General features: G+C 65.7%; 16 protein-coding genes. 10 read left to right on the forward strand and 6 right to left on the reverse strand.

The genetic code is table 11. The features are described from left to right. Positions 1-2: 2 nt before the first annotated feature. Genes hutH through hutU form a run of 3 tightly spaced genes read left to right on the forward strand, consistent with a single transcriptional unit; the run spans position 3 to position 3,984 of the window. A complete protein-coding gene (gene hutH / locus R2C4_RS00270) occupies positions 3-1,526 on the forward strand; it encodes a histidine ammonia-lyase (RefSeq protein WP_141889175.1) in 1,524 nt (507 codons plus the stop codon). Next, positions 1,523-2,305 (forward strand): N-formylglutamate deformylase, encoded by a 783-nt coding sequence (hutG, locus tag R2C4_RS00275; RefSeq protein WP_141889078.1) that lies wholly within the window; start codon positions 1,523-1,525, stop codon positions 2,303-2,305. The genes hutH and hutG overlap by 4 nt, the downstream gene beginning before the upstream one ends. After that, positions 2,302-3,984, forward strand: coding sequence for a urocanate hydratase (gene hutU, locus R2C4_RS00280; protein WP_141889079.1), 1,683 nt, complete (start codon positions 2,302-2,304; stop codon positions 3,982-3,984). The genes hutG and hutU overlap by 4 nt, the downstream gene beginning before the upstream one ends. Before the next feature lie 88 nt (positions 3,985-4,072). Here the strand turns inward: hutU and R2C4_RS00285 are convergent, their stop codons facing one another. The 5 genes from R2C4_RS00285 to ugpB all read right to left on the reverse strand — a co-directional run bounded on the left by R2C4_RS00285 (position 4,073) and on the right by ugpB (position 9,188). Beyond that, on the reverse strand, positions 4,073-5,014 hold the full coding sequence (locus tag R2C4_RS00285; RefSeq protein ID WP_141889080.1) for a glycerophosphodiester phosphodiesterase family protein: 942 nt from the start codon (positions 5,012-5,014) through the stop codon (positions 4,073-4,075). Further along, positions 5,014-6,069 carry a sn-glycerol-3-phosphate import ATP-binding protein UgpC gene (locus R2C4_RS00290; RefSeq protein WP_141889081.1) on the reverse strand — a complete coding sequence of 352 codons (1,056 nt, stop codon included), beginning with the start codon at positions 6,067-6,069 and terminating at the stop codon, positions 5,014-5,016. The genes R2C4_RS00285 and R2C4_RS00290 overlap by 1 nt, the downstream gene beginning before the upstream one ends. A gap of 13 nt (positions 6,070-6,082) precedes the next feature. Beyond that, on the reverse strand, positions 6,083-6,934 hold the full coding sequence (ugpE, locus tag R2C4_RS00295) for a sn-glycerol-3-phosphate ABC transporter permease UgpE (RefSeq protein ID WP_141889082.1): 852 nt from the start codon (positions 6,932-6,934) through the stop codon (positions 6,083-6,085). Continuing rightward, positions 6,934-7,815 carry a sn-glycerol-3-phosphate ABC transporter permease UgpA gene (gene ugpA / locus R2C4_RS00300; RefSeq protein ID WP_058284797.1) on the reverse strand — a complete coding sequence of 294 codons (882 nt, stop codon included), beginning with the start codon at positions 7,813-7,815 and terminating at the stop codon, positions 6,934-6,936. The genes ugpE and ugpA overlap by 1 nt, the downstream gene beginning before the upstream one ends. Before the next feature lie 71 nt (positions 7,816-7,886). Further along, the gene (gene ugpB, locus R2C4_RS00305; protein ID WP_141889083.1) at positions 7,887-9,188 is read right to left on the reverse strand and encodes a sn-glycerol-3-phosphate ABC transporter substrate-binding protein UgpB; all 1,302 of its coding nucleotides are present in this window, start codon (positions 9,186-9,188) and stop codon (positions 7,887-7,889) included. 137 nt (positions 9,189-9,325) lie between these two features. Between ugpB and R2C4_RS00310 the strand changes: the two genes are divergently transcribed. Next, the gene (locus tag R2C4_RS00310) at positions 9,326-10,243 is read left to right on the forward strand and encodes a LysR substrate-binding domain-containing protein (protein WP_141889084.1); all 918 of its coding nucleotides are present in this window, start codon (positions 9,326-9,328) and stop codon (positions 10,241-10,243) included. 101 nt (positions 10,244-10,344) lie between these two features. Here R2C4_RS00310 and R2C4_RS00315 read toward each other — a convergent pair whose 3' ends face one another. Continuing rightward, on the reverse strand, positions 10,345-11,019 hold the full coding sequence (locus tag R2C4_RS00315) for a GntR family transcriptional regulator (protein WP_141889085.1): 675 nt from the start codon (positions 11,017-11,019) through the stop codon (positions 10,345-10,347). A 107-nt stretch (positions 11,020-11,126) separates the two neighbouring features. Here R2C4_RS00315 and R2C4_RS00320 point away from each other — a divergent pair, with 107 nt between their 5' ends. The 6 genes from R2C4_RS00320 (at position 11,127) to R2C4_RS00345 (ending at position 17,401) form a co-directional block, all read left to right on the forward strand. Further along, the gene (locus R2C4_RS00320; protein ID WP_141889086.1) at positions 11,127-11,729 is read left to right on the forward strand and encodes an amino acid synthesis family protein; all 603 of its coding nucleotides are present in this window, start codon (positions 11,127-11,129) and stop codon (positions 11,727-11,729) included. Next, positions 11,701-12,504 carry an alpha/beta fold hydrolase gene (locus R2C4_RS00325; protein WP_141889087.1) on the forward strand — a complete coding sequence of 268 codons (804 nt, stop codon included), beginning with the start codon at positions 11,701-11,703 and terminating at the stop codon, positions 12,502-12,504. Before R2C4_RS00320 ends, R2C4_RS00325 begins: the two co-directional genes overlap by 29 nt. Further along, positions 12,501-13,427, forward strand: a complete 927-nt coding sequence (locus R2C4_RS00330; protein WP_141889088.1) for a flavin reductase — start codon at positions 12,501-12,503, stop codon at positions 13,425-13,427. The genes R2C4_RS00325 and R2C4_RS00330 overlap by 4 nt, the downstream gene beginning before the upstream one ends. Then, positions 13,424-14,461 carry an LLM class flavin-dependent oxidoreductase gene (locus R2C4_RS00335; RefSeq protein WP_141889089.1) on the forward strand — a complete coding sequence of 346 codons (1,038 nt, stop codon included), beginning with the start codon at positions 13,424-13,426 and terminating at the stop codon, positions 14,459-14,461. The genes R2C4_RS00330 and R2C4_RS00335 overlap by 4 nt, the downstream gene beginning before the upstream one ends. An 11-nt stretch (positions 14,462-14,472) precedes the next feature. Continuing rightward, positions 14,473-15,936: an aldehyde dehydrogenase gene (locus R2C4_RS00340; RefSeq protein ID WP_141889090.1), complete on the forward strand. Its 1,464-nt coding sequence runs from the start codon at positions 14,473-14,475 to the stop codon at positions 15,934-15,936. Between the two features lie 190 nt (positions 15,937-16,126). Further along, positions 16,127-17,401 (forward strand): flavin-containing monooxygenase, encoded by a 1,275-nt coding sequence (locus R2C4_RS00345; protein ID WP_141889091.1) that lies wholly within the window; start codon positions 16,127-16,129, stop codon positions 17,399-17,401. Positions 17,402-17,435 lie beyond the last annotated feature (34 nt).

The following is a 17,435-nucleotide window of genomic DNA, read 5'->3' on the forward strand; positions in this document are numbered from 1 at the left end:
AGATGATTCAGATGGTTCCGGGCACAGTGACCCTGGCCACGCTGGAAGATATCTACCGCAACCTGACCCCGGCCAAGCTGGATGCCTCGGCCCGCGAACCGGTGGAGGCTGCTGCGAAAATGGTGGCGGATGCCGCAGCGGGGGAGGAGGCCGTCTATGGCATCAACACCGGCTTCGGCAAGCTCGCCTCGACCAAGATCGCACCGGCCGATACCGCCACCCTGCAGCGCAACCTGATCCTAAGCCATTGCTGCGGGGTAGGGGAGGCGCTGCCGGAGGACAAGACCCGGCTGATGATGACGCTGAAGCTCCTGTCGATGGGCCGCGGTGCCTCCGGCGTGCGCTGGCTGGTGATCGAGCAGATCGAGCAGATGCTGGAACGCGGCGTGGTGCCGGTGATCCCGTCGCAGGGCTCCGTCGGCGCCTCCGGCGACCTGGCGCCGCTGGCGCATATGGCGGCGGCGATGATCGGGGCAGGGGAGGCCACGTTTGAAGGGATCCGCATGTCCAGCGCGGATGCGCTGAAAAAGGCCGGGTTAGAGCCTATTGTGCTCGGCCCCAAGGAGGGCCTGGGGCTGATAAACGGCACCCAGTTCTCCACCGCCTGCGCGCTGGCCGGGCTGTTTGACGCCTGGCGCATGGCGGAGGCGTCGATGGCGATTGCCTCGCTCACCACTGACGCCATCATGGGGTCCACCGCGCCGCTGGTCGCCGATATCCATTCCTTGCGCGGCCACGCCGGGCAGATCGACGTGGCGCGGGAGATGCGCGCCATCATGGACGGATCGGAAATCCGCGAAAGCCACCGCGAGGGCGACACCCGGGTGCAGGATCCCTATTGCATCCGCTGCCAGCCGCAGGTGGTGGGCGCGGCGCTGGACGTGCTGCGGATGGCCGCCAAAACGCTGGAGATCGAGGCCAACGCCGTTACCGACAACCCGCTGGTGCTGGTGAACGAAGGCCGCATCGTCTCCGGCGGCAACTTCCATGCCGAATACGTGGGCTTTGCCGCCGATCAGATCGCGCTCGCCGTGGCCGAAATCGGTGCCATCGCGCAGCGCCGGGTGGCCTTGATGGTGGACCCGACCCTCAGCCACGACTTGCCGCCGTTCCTGACGCCGGATCCGGGCCTCAATTCCGGTTTCATGATCGCCGAGGTGACCACCGCGGCGCTGATGAGCGAGAACAAGCATTTGGCGAATCCTTGCGTCACGGATTCAACCCCGACGTCAGCAAACCAGGAGGACCACGTGTCGATGGCCGCCCACGGCGCGCTGCGGCTGGGACGGATGAACGCCAACCTGTCGGTGATCCTGGGCGTTGAAATGCTCTGCGCCGCGCAAGGGGTGGAGGCCCGCGCGCCGCTCAAGACCTCGGCCCGGTTGCAGGACGTTCTGGCGATGTTGCGCGCGGAGATCCCCGCGCTGGCGGAGGACCGCTACCTGGCGCCGGATATCGAAGCTGTCAGCGCCATGGTCCGCGCAGGCCGCGTCGCGGACGCCGCAGGCGTCAAGGTGGCGGCATGATCGAGGTCACCAATGGGTCGTCGCCGCTGGTGCTGGGGCTGCCCCACACCGGCACCGATGTGCCGCCAGAGGTCTGGGACTGCCTGAACGGGACGGGCAGGGCGCTGGCCGACACCGACTGGCATATCCATGACCTCTACGCCGGGCTGGTGGAGGACATCACAACCGTCCGCACGCCGGTCCATCGCTATGTGATCGACGTGAACCGCGATCCCGCCGGTATCAGTCTCTATCCTGGGCAAAACACCACCACCCTGGTGCCGTTGACAGACTTTGACGGGCTGCCGATCTGGCAGGACGGCAAGGAGCCGGACGAGACCGAAATCGCACGCCGCCGCGACGCCTATCACGCGCCCTATCACACCGCGCTGGCGGCGGAGCTGGAGCGGGTGAAGGCCCTCCACGGCTTTGCCATCCTCTATGACTGCCACTCGATCCGCGGCGATATTCCCTTCCTGTTCGAGGGCCGCCTGCCGGATTTCAACGTCGGCACCGACATGGGCGAAACCTGCGATCCTGCCATCGAGGCGCTGACCGTGGCCCATTGCGAGGCGGCGGAGGGTTATACCTCCACCCTCAACGGGCGCTTCAAGGGCGGCTGGACCACCCGCCACTACGGGCGGCCCGGCGAAGGCCTGCACGCGATCCAGATGGAGCTGGCGCAGGCCACCTACTGCCAGGAAAGCCCGCCCTGGACCTACCTGCCGGAGCGCGCGGAAGACCTGCGCGCCCATCTCACCAAAATTCTCACCGATCTTCAGACCTGGAGGCCCGCATGAGCGATCCCCGCAAGAACACCCGCGACATCTTCCCGCCGACCGGCACGGAGCTTAACGCCAAGTCCTGGATGACCGAGGCGCCGCTCAGGATGATGATGAACAACCTGCATCCGGATGTGGCCGAAAACCCGCATGAGCTGGTGGTTTACGGCGGCATCGGCCGCGCCGCGCGCACCTGGCAGGATTTCGACTTGATCGTAGAGACCCTGAAAAACCTTGAGGAAGATCAGACCCTTATGGTGCAGTCTGGCAAGCCCGTGGGCGTGTTCCAGACCCACAAGGACGCGCCCCGCGTGCTGATCGCCAACTCCAACCTGGTGCCGCATTGGGCCAACTGGGACCACTTCAACGAGCTCGATAAGAAGGGCCTGATGATGTACGGCCAGATGACGGCCGGCTCCTGGATCTATATCGGCACCCAAGGCATCGTGCAGGGCACCTACGAGACCTTTGCCGAAGCCGGCCGCCAGCATTATGGCGGCGACCTCAAGGGCAAATGGATCCTGACCGGCGGCCTCGGCGGCATGGGCGGCGCGCAGCCGCTGGCAGCCGTGTTTGCCGGAGCCTGCTGCCTGGCGGTGGAGTGCAACCCGGACTCCATCGACTTCCGCCTGCGCACCAAATACCTGGACGAAAAGGCCGAAACCCTGGACGAGGCGCTGGAGATGATCGAGCGCTGGACCGCGGCGGGCGAGGCGAAATCCGTGGGCCTTCTGGGCAATGCGGCAGAGATCTTCCCCGAACTGGTCGAGCGCGCCAAGGCGGGCGGCATCCGCCCCGATATCGTGACCGACCAGACCTCTGCGCATGACCCGGTGAACGGCTACCTGCCGCTGGGCTGGACCATGGGCGAATGGAAGGAACGCCGGGTCTCCGAGCCGAAGGCGGTGGAAATGGCCGCCCGCGCCAGCATGCGCGTGCAGGTGAAGGCGATGTGCGATTTCCATGCGATGGGCGTGCCGACGGTGGATTACGGCAACAACATCCGCCAGATGGCGCTGGAGGAGGGGCTGGAGAACGCCTTTGACTTCCCCGGCTTCGTGCCCGCCTACATCCGCCCGCTGTTCTGCCGCGGCATCGGCCCGTTCCGCTGGGCGGCGCTGTCCGGCGATCCGGAGGATATCCGCAAGACCGACGCCAAGATGAAGGAGCTGTTCCCGGATAACGAGGGCCTGCACCGCTGGTTGGACATGGCGCAGGAGCGCATCGCGTTCCAGGGCCTGCCCGCGCGGATCTGCTGGATCGGGCTTGGCGACCGCCACAAGGCGGGCCTTGCCTTCAACGAGATGGTCCGCACGGGCGAGCTGAAGGCGCCGGTGGTCATTGGCCGCGACCATCTGGACTCGGGTTCCGTGGCGTCCCCGAACCGCGAGACCGAGGCGATGATGGACGGCTCCGACGCGGTGTCCGACTGGCCGCTGCTGAACGCGCTCCTGAACACCGCCTCCGGTGCGACCTGGGTGTCGCTGCACCACGGCGGCGGGGTTGGCATGGGCTTCTCGCAGCATTCCGGCGTGGTGATCTGCTGCGACGGCAGCGAGGACGCCGACCGCCGTATCGGGCGGGTGCTGTGGAACGACCCGGCCACCGGCGTCATGCGCCATGCGGATGCAGGCTATGACATTGCCAAGGACTGCGCGCGCGAGCACGGGCTGAACCTGCCCGGCATCCTGGGCTGATTGAGAGAAGGCTGAAATCCGGCGCGGATTTCAGCCATGAAAAATCCAATTTTTCATGGCCGTTTCCCTTGCAGGGAAACGGCTTTGTTTAGTCTGTGCGCCAGTGCAGCCCGTGCATCAGCAAGCGCCGCTGCACCCGGCCCGGGTAATCGGTGCAGATCGCATCGACCCCTAGGGCGATCATCCGGTCGATGTCTTCCGGCTCATTCACCGTCCAGACCACCGTCACCAGCCCCAGCGCGCGGGCGCGGGCCAGCGCGTCTGCTGTGATGTCCAGAAAATAGGGGCACCAGAACTGGCCCTTGGCAGCGGCAACCCGGTCCGGCAGGTCCAAAGCGCTGCAGCCCGCCACCGGGTTCACCGCCTTGGAGGAATCCTCGCCCGGGTCATCGGCATTGTCGGGCAGCTGGGTCAGGAAGGAGGCAGGCATCTCCGGCGCGATCCGCTGGCACTCCGCCAGCAGGTCCCAGTCGAAACTGTGCAGCACCGTGCGCGGCTGCATATGGGCCTTGCGCACCTCCGACACCACTGCCTCCACCAGTTTGCGGCGCGCGGTGGTGTCGCCGATTAGGTCCGGATCGGATTTGATCTCCAGCAGCAGATGCACGTTGTGATGCTCAGGCCGCTGCAGCAGCGCCAGCAGGTCCGCCAGCCGGGGTATGCGCACGCCTGTCAGAAACGCCTGATCCGGGAACCGCCGGCCATAGGTGCTGCTGCCGTCCAGCCCGCCCGCGTCATAGGCCTGCAGTTCGGCGTAAGTCAGAGACGACACCTTCGGCTCTTCCCCCTGCAGCCAGCAGCCATCGGCGCCGCGGATCATCGAGCGGGTGAGGCGGTGGTTGTGGGTGATCACCGGGACGCCGTCGCGGGTGGCGGTCACGTCCAGCTCCAGCAGCTCCACCCCGGCGGCCAGGGTGAAGGCAAAGCCTTCCATCGTGTTTTCCGGCAAGACGCCGCGGGCGCCGCGGTGGCCGATCAGGCGGATCACGCCGGGCCGGGCGGCGAAGGCGGGGATCTGGGGGTACTGCATCAGTCCTCCAGACGTTTACCGGTGGCGGGATCGAACAGATGGGTCAGCTCCGGCGCCACCGAGAAGCGGCGGATGCTGCCGGTGCCGTCATTGGCATGGCCCGGCACGCTGGCGGTGATGCTGAGATCGGTGCCCGGCAGGCGGCCGTGGATCAGGGTGTTGGCGCCCAGCTGCTCCAGCAGCTCCACCTCGATGGCGATCGGGCCAGCGGGGTCTTGCATCAGGTGTTCGGGGCGCAGGCCCAGGGTGGCGGTGCCGGAATGGGCGGAGGCCACCGGCAGCATGCCGCCGCCGGGCAGGGCGGCCTGGCCGCCGCGGATCTCTGCCGGGAAGAAGTTCATCGCCGGGCTGCCGATGAACCCCGCCACAAACACCGAGGCCGGGCGGTCATAAAGCTCGATCGGGGTGCCGAACTGTTCGACATAGCCGCCGTTCAGCACCATCAGCCGGTCGCCCAGCGTCATCGCCTCGACCTGATCGTGGGTGACGTAGATCGACGTGACCCCCAGCCGCTGCTGCAGCTTGCGGATCTCCAGCCGCATCTGCACCCGCAGCTTGGCGTCGAGGTTGGACAGCGGCTCATCGAACAGGAACACCTGCGGATCGCGCACGATGGCGCGGCCCATGGCGACCCGCTGGCGCTGGCCGCCCGACAGCTGGCGCGGCTTGCGGTCGAGGTACTGTTTGATCTCCAGGATCTCCGCCGCCTCCTCGACGCGGCGGTTGATTTCGTCCTTCGGCAGTTTGCGGATCTTCAGGCCATAGGCCATGTTCTGGCGCACCGACATATGCGGATAAAGCGCGTAGTTCTGGAACACCATGGCGATGTCGCGCGCCGAGGGTTCCAGCTCGTTCACCCGGCGCCCGCCGATGGAGATTTCACCGGAGGTAACGCTTTCCAGCCCCGCCACCATCCGCAGCAGAGTGGACTTGCCGCAGCCGGAGGGGCCGACGATGACGATGAACTCGCCATCCCGGATGTCGCCTTCGATATGGTGCAGCACCTCGGTCGGCCCGTAGGATTTCACCAGGTCTTTGAGTTGAATATCAGCCATTATTCGGGGCGCCTTACTTATCGGTTTCCGTCAAGCCCTGCACAAAGAGCTTTTGCATTGCGATCACCACAAACACCGGCGGGATCATCGCCAGAAGGGCCGTGGTCATGATGATGTTCCACTGCGGGCTTTGCTCTGCCGCCTCCAGCATCTGCTTGATCGACATCACGATGGTGGTCATCGAGGTGTCTGTGGTGATCAAAAGCGGCCAGAGGTACTGGTTCCAGCCGAAGATGAACAGGATCACGAACAGCGCCGCGATGTTGGTGCGCGATAAGGGCAGCAGGATGTCGAAGAAGAACCTAAGCGGCCCGGCGCCGTCGATGCGGGCGCTTTCCAAGAGCTCATCCGGCACCGTCAGGAACACCTGGCGGAACATGAACGTTGCGGTGGCCGAGGCGATCAGCGGCACCGACAGGCCCCAGTAGCTGTTCAGCATCCCGAGGTTGGCGACCACCTCGAAGGTCGGCAGGATCCGCACCTCGACCGGCAGCATCAGGGTGATGAAGATCATCCAGAAGAAGGTCATGCGGAACGGGAACTTGAAATAGACGATGGCAAAGGCGGACAGCAGCGAAATCGCGATCTTGCCGGTGGAGATCATCAGCGCCATCGCCAATGAGTTCAGCAGCATCAGCCAGACCGGCGCGGTTTCGGTCCCGCTGAGGCCGGAGCCGAACAGGGTCTGCTTCATGTTCACCAGGAAATAATCGCCGGGCCACAGCGGCAGCGGCGCCTGGTTCATCCGCAGCTGGTCGTGGGTGGCGGCGACAAAGGTGATCCACACCGGCAGCGCGATCGCCAGAACGCCAAGGATCAGCACCAGATGGGTGAGGAAGGCGGTAAGGGGGCGGTTTTCGACCATCAGTAAGCCACCTTTCTTTCAACAAAGCGGAACTGAACCACGGTCATGGCGATCACCAGCACCATCAGCACCACCGACTGCGCGGCGGAGCCGCCGAGGTCGAGGCCAACAAAGCCGTCGTTGAACACCTTGTAGACCAGGATGGTGGTGGAGGTGCCGGGGCCGCCCTGGGTGACCGCGTGGATGATGCCGAAGGTCTCGAAAAACGCATAGACCATGTTGATCACCAAGAGGAAAAACGTGGTGGGCGAGATCAGCGGGAAGATGATGGTCCAGAACCGCCGCGCCGGGCCTGCGCCGTCGATGGCGGCGGCCTCGATCACGGAATTGGGGATCGACTGCATGGCGGCAAGGTAGAACAGGAAGTTATAGGCCACCTGCTTCCACGCGGCGGCCAGGATCACCAGCGCCATCGCCTGGGTGCCATTGAGGTAGTGGTTCCAGGTGATGCCCGCGAATTCCAGGAAATAGGGGAAGATGCCAAGGGTGGGGTTGAACATGAACACCCACAGCGCGCCCGCCAGCACCGGCGCCACCGCATAGGGCCAGATCAGCATGGTGCGGTAGAACATGGCGCCGCGCACCACCCGCTGGGCAAAGCCCGCGAGGATCAGCGCAACGCCCATCGACAGCGCCGCCACCAGGAGCGAGAACACCGCGGTGCGCTGGAAACTGGCCAGATAGTGGGGATCGGTGGCGAGAACCTCGAAATTCTCGAACCAGACGAATTCGGTGCCAAGGCCAAAGGCGTCTTCGATCAGGAACGACTGATACATCGCCTGGCTGGCGGGCCAGAGGAAGAACACCAGGGTGATGGCGATTTGCGGCGCCACCAGCAGGTAGGGCAGCGCCGAGGTTGGGAAATGCACCCGTTTGAGCATGAGGAACCCCGATCAGGAAAATGACCCTGCCGCCCGGGGGAGGGCGGCAGGGCCGGATGTGTCAGAGTGGTTTACTTCGCGGTGCGCTCGAACTTGCGCAGCAGGTCGTTGCCGCGCTCAACCGCCGCGTCCAGCGCCTCTTGCGCGGTTTTCTCGCCGCCCCACAGCGCTTCCAGCTCCTCGTTGATCACGTCGCGGACCTGCACGAAGTTGCCATAGCGCAGACCGCGGCTGTTGGCGGTGGGCGTGTTCAGGCTCAGCTGCGTGATCGCGGTGTCGGTGCCCGGGTTGCTGTCATAGAACCCCTGCTCCTTGGACAGCTCATAGGCGGCGGTGGTGATCGGCACGTACCCGGTCTCCTGATGCCACCAGGCCTGCACCTCGGGCGAGGACAGGTAGGTCAGGAACTTGGCGGTGCCTTTGTATTCCTCTTCCTCGTGGCCGGCCAGCACCCACAGGGTGGCGCCGCCGATGATCGAGTTCTGCGGCGCGTCGGCCACCTTGGTGTCCAGCGGCAGCATGGTCTGGCCGAATTCGAACCCGGCCTGATCCTTGATCGAGCCGTAATAGGCCGAGGAGTTCATCCACATGCCGCATTCGCCGTTGGTGAACAGCGGCAGGCTGTCGCCGCGGCGGCCGCCGTAGACGAACAGGCCGTCCTTGCCCATCGACGCGACATCATCCAGGCGCGCGGCCAGCTTGTCGTTGTTGAAGGTCAGTTCGGTGTCAAAGCCCGCAAAGCCGTTTTCCTGGGTGCCGGTGGGCAGGTTGTGCCAGGCCGAGAAGTTCTCGATCATCACCCAGGACTGCCATCCGAAGGACAGGCCGCATTTCATGCCGTTATCGACCAGCTTCTGCGCGGCGGTTTTCACCTCGTCCCAGGTCTCGGGCACCTCGGCGCCGGCCGCGTCCAGCGCGTCCTTGTTATACCACAGCACCGGGGTGGAGCTGTTGAACGGCATCGACAGCAGCTCGCCCTCGGGGGTTTCGTAGTAGGAGACCACGGCGGGCAGGAAGGCGTCGCCGTCAAACGGTTCGCCCGCGTCGTTCATCAGCTGCTCGACCGGGTAGATCGCGCCCTTGGCGGACATCATGGTGGCGGTGCCGACCTCGAAGACCTGCACAAGCTGCGGGTGTTCCTTGGCGCGGAAGGCGGCAATCGCCGCGGTCATCGTCTCGGTGTAGTTGCCCTTGTAAACCGGCACGACCTTGTAATCGTCCTGGGTGGCGTTGAAATCTTCGGCAATCTTGTTGACGCGCTCGCCATTGGTGCCGCCCATGGCGTGCCACCACTGAATTTCGGTTTCTGCAAATGCGGTGCTGCCGGCAACGGCCAGAACGGCCGAGGCGCAGAGCAAGGATTTAACGGACATAATCTTCTCTCCCAGTTTTGTTCTGCAAAAGCTTTTGTCCGGCCAAGGGAATAATTCAAGCAAAAGTTTTTTGACAAGAATCATAATATCATGTTATGCCGCCGCGTGTTCACCCCCAGCCGAAGGCCGCTAATCCCTTGAAATTCAGTCTCAGACAGCTGGAGGCCTTTCAGGCCGTGGCCCGCAGCGGCTCTGTCACCCGTGCGGCGGAGACGCTGGGAATCTCGCAGCCAGCCGCCAGCCGGCTGCTTTCGGATTTTTCAAAATCGGTGGCGGTGGAGCTGTTCACCCGCCAGGACGGTGTGCTGATTCCCACCAGCGAGGCGCGGTACCTGCTGTCCGAGGTGGGGCGCGTGTTCGACAGCCTGAACCACCTGGAAGAACTCAACCGCGACTTGACCGAGCGCACCGCCGGGCATCTGCGCATCGCCTGCCTGCCGGGCTTTGCCACGGCGCTTTTGCCCAAGCTGCTGGCCCGGTTCCTGGAGCACCGCCCGGGCGTGCGGCTGACGCTGGAGCCGGACCGGCCGGAGCGGATCCTGGAGTGGATCATCGGCGAGCAGTATGACTGCGGCATCACCGACGGCTTTGCCGCCCATCCGGCGGTGGAAAACATCGACATCCCGATGCGCACCGTCTGCGTGCTGCCCGAAGCGGATCCGCTGGCAGAACAGGATGTTATCACGCCCCGCGATCTGCGGGACCGCAAGATCATCCACACCCGGCGCGACAGCCCGTTTTACCGCAAGCTGCACAAGGCGTTTTCCGAAGACGGGGTGGAGCTGAACAGCTGGATCGAGGTGCGCCAGTTCTCCACCGCCTGCATCATCATCAGCCAGGGGCAGGGCGCTTCGGTGGTGAGCGCCTTGGACGCCGAGCAGTTCCGCGGCCAGGGGATTGCCATCGTGCCGTTTGCTCCGGAGCTGCACCACCGGCTGTCGATCCTGCGGCCGGTGTCGGGCAGCCGCTCGCTGCTGGCGCTGGATTTCCTGGACGCCTTTGTCGACAGCCTGAAACCCTTCCGCGCCGATCCGTCTCAGCCGCCGCGGATCTGAGGCTTAGCTGCCGGGGCAAGCGGCCCGCGGGCTGAAATCCGGCGCGGATTTCAGCCATGAAAAATCGATTTTTCATGGCCGATTTCCTCGCAGGAAATCGGTTACCCCTCTTTCAGCAGCCGCTCGGCAGTGTGTTTCGCGTCACTCAGATGCTGTTCAATGGCGGCCTGCGCGGCCTTGGCATCGCCTGATACGATGGCGGCGCAGATCTCCTGCATATGGGCGGGGCCGGGTTTCTGCCGCTCGGCAGTTGACAGCGTCACCGCCCGCAGCCGGCTGATGCGGCCGTTCAGACGCTGGGCGATCTCCCAGGCGACCGTGTGGCCGGCGCCGGCAAAGATGATCCGGTAAAACTCCGTCGTGGCGCGCAGCATCGGGCCGGGCACGCCTGCCGCCACCGCCTCTTGCAGCTCCAGCAGCGCGGCCTTCAGCTGCTCCGCCAGCGCTGGCGTGATGTTCCTGGCGCATTCGGTGGCGGCGGCGGTCTCCAGCATCTGGCGGATGTCGTAGATCTGCCGCGCGTCCTCACAGCTGAGCTGCGCCACGATCGGCCCCTTGCCGGGCAGGATCTCCACCAGACCCTCCGCCTCCAGATAGCGGATGGTTTCGCGCACCACGGTGCGGCTGACGCCAAGCTGGTCGCACAGGGGCCGCTCCACCAGACGCGCGCCGGGGGCAAACTGGCCGGAGATGATCGCCTCGCGCATCCGCTCCTGCACGATGTCGCGCAGGGTCTGCGGGGGGTGGTCGATCTTGCTCATAACGGGACTGGTCATGGGACCTCCGATAGCAACAGGGGCAGGTCGGAACAAGGCTGCATTGACATACTGTATGATGGTATACCATATTACGGCAACTGGAATCAGACAGGAAAGACCCGCCCATGCCCGCCGAGATCCGCAAGACGCTGCTGCATGTCGAAGAGACCCTGATCGAGGGCGGCAAACCAGCTGAGACCCCGCTGAAAATGATTGCCGCGGTGGCGGTGATCAAAAACCCCTGGGCGGGGCAGGGGTTTGTCGAGGATCTGCGCCCGGCCATCCACGACTGCGCGCCGGGTCTGGGGGCCAGGCTGACCGCGATGATCCTGGAGGCCGCTGGCGGCGGCGGCAAGGTTGAGGGCTACGGCAAATCCGCCATTGTCGGTGTGAATGGCGAGGTGGAGCATGCCTCTGCCCTGATCCACACGCTGCGCTTCGGCAACCACTTCCGCGAGGCGGTGGGCGCGAAATCCTACCTCGCCTTCACCAACACCCGCGGGCCGGCCAATGCCTCGCTGCAGATCCCGCTGATGGACAAGAACGACGGCGGGCGGCGCAGCCATTACCTGACCATCCAGCTGTCGGTGGCCGATGCGCCCGGCCCGGATGAGATCGTGATCGCGCTTGGCGCCTCCATCGGCGGGCGGCCGCATCACCGTATCGGCGACCGCTATCAGGACCTGAAGGAACTGGGCCATGACGCCGACAACCCTGCCGCTGTCTGAGCCTTACGGCACCGTCACCTGCCAGCGGGCGGGGCGTGGCGATCCGCTGGTGCTGATCCACGGGGTTGGCATGCAGGCGGCGGCCTGGGGGCCGCAGATTGAGGCGCTCTCGAACTCTCACGAAGTAATCGCGCTGGACATGCCCGGCCACGGCGGCAGCGCGCCGCTGCCGGAGGGCGCGGAGCTGCCGGACTATGTGGCCTGGCTGCATGAAGTTCTGACGGCGCTGGACCTGGGGCCGGTGTCGCTGGCGGGCCATTCCATGGGGGCGCTGATTGCCGGCGGCTATGCGGTCTGCCATCCTCAGAATGCGGCCCGCGTAGCGCTGCTGAACGGGGTGTTCCGCCGCTCAGCCGGGGCACGGGCTGCGGTGGAGGCGCGCGCCGCCGAAATCCGCGCGGGCAGCTTTGATCTGGAAACGCCGCTGGCGCGGTGGTTCGGGGAGAGCGCCGCAGACCAAGCGGCGCGGGTGAAAGTTGCCGGATGGCTGTCGGCTGTGAACCTTGCAGGCTACGCGGCCGCTTACACTGCCTTTGCCCGCGGCGACAGCACCTATGCGGACGGCTTCGGCGGCATCCGCTGCCCGCTCTTGGCGCTGACCGGCGATGGCGACCCGAACTCGACACCGGAAATGGCCGAGGCGATGGCACAGGCCGCGCCGCGGGGCAGGGCGGTTGTCATCGAAGGCCACCGGCATATGGTCAACCTGACCGCGCCCGCAGAAGTCAACGCGGCCCTGCGGGACTGGCTGAACGAGGAGGAGGAGCCGTCATGAGCGACCTTGACCCGAGATCCTTACGCAATGCCTTTGGCACCTTCATGACCGGCGTCACCGTGGTGACAGCGCATGATCCGGACGGAAACCCCATCGGCTTTACCGCCAATTCCTTCACCTCTGTCTCGCTGGACCCGCCGCTGGTGCTGGTCTGCATCGCCAATTCCTCCAGCAACTATGCCGCGTTCGAACAGGCCGCAGGCTTTGCCGTCAATGTGCTGGCGGAGGATCAGAAGGATGTCTCCAACACCTTCGCCCGCCCCGTGGAGGACCGCTTTGCTGCCGTGAGCTGGCAAAAGGGACCGCAGGGCAGCCCAGTGTTCGCGGGCGTTTCCGCCTGGTTCGACTGTTCCATGCACAACCGGGTGGAGGCGGGCGACCATCTGATCCTGATCGGCCGGGTCGAGGCGTTTGAGACCTCGCCCGCGCCGGGGCTGGGATATGCCCGCGGCGCCTATGTGACGGCGGCGGCAGAGGCGGAGGCGCTGAGCCAGGGGGCCAAGCTGATCGTCTCGGCCTTGATCGAGCATGAGGGCAAGGTGCTGCTCATGGGCAACGGCCAGGGCAAGCTGACGCTGCCGGAAACCCGGGTCGGCAAGGAGGGCGCCTCAGCCGCGCTTGCCCGGCTGATCGCGGAAACCGGCGTCGCGGCGGAGCCGGGGTTCATCTATTCCGTCTTCGAGGACAAGGCGCGCGAACATCAGCACATCTCGTTCCTGTGCCAGTCGGCCGGCGGCACACCGGCCAAGGGGGTCTTCACGGCGCTGACCCAATCCACGCTGATGGACATCGCCGATGCGGCGGTCTGCACCATGCTGGAACGGTTCGCCAGTGAAAGCCGGATGGGCAATTTCGGGGTGTATTACGGCAATCAGACCAGCGGGCAGGTTCGGCCCGTTGCCACAGGGAGCAAGGGCGCATGAAGTTTTCCCTCTTTGCGCATATGGAGCGGATTTCCGCGGCGGACGACCAGAAGCAGCTCTATGACGAATTCATCCAGCTGTGCAAAATCGCCGATGACGGCGGGATGCACGCGGTCTGGACGGGTGAGCATCACGGGATGAACTTCACCATCTCGCCGAACCCGTTCCTGAACCTCATCGACGTGGCGCGGCACACCCGGAACGTGCGGCTGGGGACGGGGACGGTGATTGCGCCGTTCTGGCATCCGATCCGGCTGGCGGGCGAGGCGGCGATGACCGACATCATCACCAATGGCCGCCTGGATCTGGGCATCGCGCGCGGCGCCTATTCGTTCGAATACGAGCGGATGATGCCCGGCATGGACGCCTGGGAAGCAGGCCAGCGGATGCGGGAGCTGATCCCGGCGGTGCAGGGCCTGTGGCAGGGCGATTACGCGCAGGAGGGGGAGTTCCACTCCTTCCCCAAGGCGACCTCTTCGCCCAAGCCGCTGCAGGAAAACGGCCCGCCGGTCTGGGTGGCGGCGCGCGATCCCAACAGCCACGAGTTCGCCGTGGCCAACGGCTGCAATGTGCAGGTGACACCGTTGTGGAAAGGCGACGAGGAGATTGCCGACCTGATGGGCAAGTTCAACGACGCCTGCGCCAAGCATAGTGACGTGCCGCGGCCCAGGATCATGCTGTTGCAGCACACCTATGTGGCGGACAGCGCCGCGGACGTGAAACGCGGGGCGGAGGAACTCAACCGCTTCTACTGCTACTTCGGCGCATGGTTCATGAACCAGCGGGACGTGTCGCAGGGCCTGATCGACCCGCTTTCAGATGAGGAAATCGCAGCCCATCCGTTCTACTCGCCCGAGGCGATGGAGCGCGATCTGGTGATCGGCGAACCGGCGGCGGTGATCGAGCGGCTGAAGAAATACGAGGCGCTGGGGTATGATGAATATTCGTTCTGGATCGACTCCAGCATGAGTTTCGAACGCAAGAAAGCCTCGCTAGAGCGGTTCATCGCGCAAGTGATGCCGGCGTTTCAATAAGGGAGCGGCAGATGCAGACCTTCCAGCAGTATATTGGCGGGGCGTTTGAGGACGCAGGCGAGACCTTTGCCAGCCTCGATCCGGCCACCGGCAAAGCCTGGGCACGGATGCCAAGCGCTTCGGCGGCGGATGTGGACCGGGCGGTTCGGGCCGCGGAGACTGCATTCTTCTCACCCGAGTGGGCGGGCATGAGTGCCACCCAGCGCGGCAAGCTCCTGCTGCGGCTGGCGGATCTGGTGGCGGAAAACGCGCCCCGGCTGGCGGAGCTGGAAACCCGCGACACCGGCAAGATCATTCGCGAAACCTCGGCCCAGATCGCCTATGTGGCGGACTACTACCGCTATTACGCAGGGCTGGCGGACAAGATCGAGGGCGCGCATCTGCCGATCGACAAGCCGGACATGGAGGTCTGGCTGCGGCGCGAGCCGGTGGGGGTGGTGGCCGCCATCGTGCCGTGGAATTCGCAGCTGTTCCTGTCGGCGGTGAAAATCGGCCCGGCGCTGGCGGCGGGCTGCACGGTGGTGTTGAAAGCGTCTGAGGACGGTCCCGCGCCGATGCTGGAATTTGCCCGGATCTTTGATCAGGCGGGCTTTCCGCCCGGCGTGCTGAACGTGATCACCGGCGGGCCGGAGGCGGGGGCGGCGCTGACCCGCCACGCCTCGGTCGCGCATGTCGCTTTCACCGGCGGACCGGAGACCGCACGCCATATTGTGCGCAATTCTGCGGAAAACCTCGCCTCCACCTCGCTGGAGCTGGGCGGCAAGTCGCCCTTCATCGTGTTCGACGACGCCGATCTGGAAAGCGCGGTGAATGCGCAGGTGTCGGGGATCTTTGCCGCCACCGGGCAAAGCTGCGTTGCCGGATCGCGGCTGGTGATCCAGAGGGGCATCAAGGATGCGTTTCTGAAGCGGCTGAAGGAAAAGGCCGAAGCGGTGGTCATCGGCGCGCCGGATGACATGGCGACCGAAGTAGGGCCGCTTTGTACCCTCAAACAGCGCGGCCATGCGCTGCGGCTGATCGCGGCGTCGGTCGAGGCGGGTGCGAAGCTGATCACCGGCGGCACCGTGCCGGAGGGGGAGGGGTTCTATTTCCCGCCCACGGTGCTGGACTGCTCTGACGCGCCGGGGGCGCCCTGCCTCAGCACCGAATTTTTTGGTCCCGTCCTGTCTGTTGTGGAGTTCGGCACCGAGGCGGAGGCGGTGGAGATTGCCAACAGCACTGCCTTCGGCCTCGCCTCGGGCGTGTTCACCCAGAACCTGACCCGGGCGCACCGGATGATCCGGGGCATCCGGGCCGGGATTGTCTGGGTCAACACCTACCGCGCGGTCAGCCCGGTTGCGCCCTTTGGCGGCCACGGGCTGTCCGGCCACGGGCGCGAGGGCGGGCTGCAGGCGGCGCTGGATTACACCAGGGTGAAGACGGTCTGGCTGCGCACCAGCGATGAGGTGATCCCGGACCCCTTTGTGATGCGCTGACGGCCGTGCGCCGGGGCGGGCTGTGCTGCGGATGTCCCGCAAGGCCCTGAACGCAGCGAAAACTCCTTGCTTAGCCTCAAGCGAAGCAGCGGTTCGCCATGCACTTCTTTGCCTTGGCCCTGTGATGTGGAAATGCTGCCGGGACAGCGCGGCGGGGCAGCAGCCCGCGCGGGATCGCAGGGGGGCGGATATGGCGGCAGAAACGGTTGACACGCTGGTGGTTGGCGCAGGCCAGGCGGGCATCGCCATGAGCGAGCATCTGAGCCGCAACGGCGTGCCGCATCTGGTGCTGGAAAAGAACCGCGTCGCCGAGGCCTGGCGGACCGGCCGCTGGGATTCCCTGGTCGCCAACGGACCGGCCTGGCATGACCGCTTTCCCAATCTCGAATTCACCGGCACCGGCCCGGAGGCGTTTGCGGGCAAGGACCGGGTGGCAGAGTATTTTGCCGAATATGCCGAACGCATCAGCGCGCCGGTCCGCACCGGGGTGGAGGTGCTGAAGGCAGAACGCCTCGACGGCTGCGGCAGGTTCCGGGTGGAGACCTCGGACGGGGTGATCGAGGCGCAGCGCATCGTCGCCGCCACTGGCGCCTTTCAGCACCCGGTGATCCCGCCGCTGGTGCCGCAGGCGGCGGGCGTGCATCAGCTGCACTCCTTCCGCTACCGCAACCCCGGGCAATTGCCGGACGGCGCGGTGCTGGTGGTGGGGGCGGGTTCCTCCGGCGCGCAGATCGCCGATGAGCTGAACCGCGCGGGCCGCAAGGTCTATCTGTCGGTGGGGCCGCACGACCGGCCGCCGCGGCGGTACCGCGGCCGCGATTATGTCTGGTGGCTGGGGGTGCTGGGCCTGTGGGACGTGGCGGCGCAGGACCCGGGCAGGCAGCACGTGACGATCTCCGTCAGCGGCGCCTATGGCGGGCGGACGATGGATTTCCGCCGTCTGGCGGGCGAGGGCGTGACCCTCTTGGGGATGACCGAAGCCTTTGAGGGCGGGGTGCTGGCCTTTGCGGGCGACCTGCAGCAGAACATCGCCAATGGCGATGCCGATTACCTGAAGATCCTCGACCGCGCCGATGCCTATGCGGCGCGCAACGGCCTTGATCTGCCGGAGGAGCCGCAGGCGCGCGCGGCCTTCCCCGACCCGGAGTGCCTGACCCGCCCGCTGCGCACGCTGGACCTGGAGGCGCAGGGCATCACTACTATTCTCTGGGCGACCGGCTTCCGGCAGGATTTCTCCTGGCTGAAGGCGGATGCGTTTGACGATCAGGGCCGCCCGCAGCACCAGCGCGGGGTGTCGCGCGCGCCGGGGGTTTATTTCCTGGGCCTGCCCTGGCAGTCGCGGCGCGGCTCGACCTTTATCTGGGGCGTCTGGCATGATGCCAGCCATGTGGCGGACCAGATCGCCATCCAGCGCCACTATGAAAGCTACCGCGGCCCTGCCGGGCGCGGCGCGGAGCAGGCCTGAGGGCGGATTGCGCCCCAGCCGCCGCACCCGCCCG

It is taken from the genome of Leisingera aquaemixtae (genome assembly GCF_006740765.1).
Classification (GTDB): Bacteria; Pseudomonadota; Alphaproteobacteria; order Rhodobacterales; family Rhodobacteraceae; genus Leisingera; species Leisingera aquaemixtae.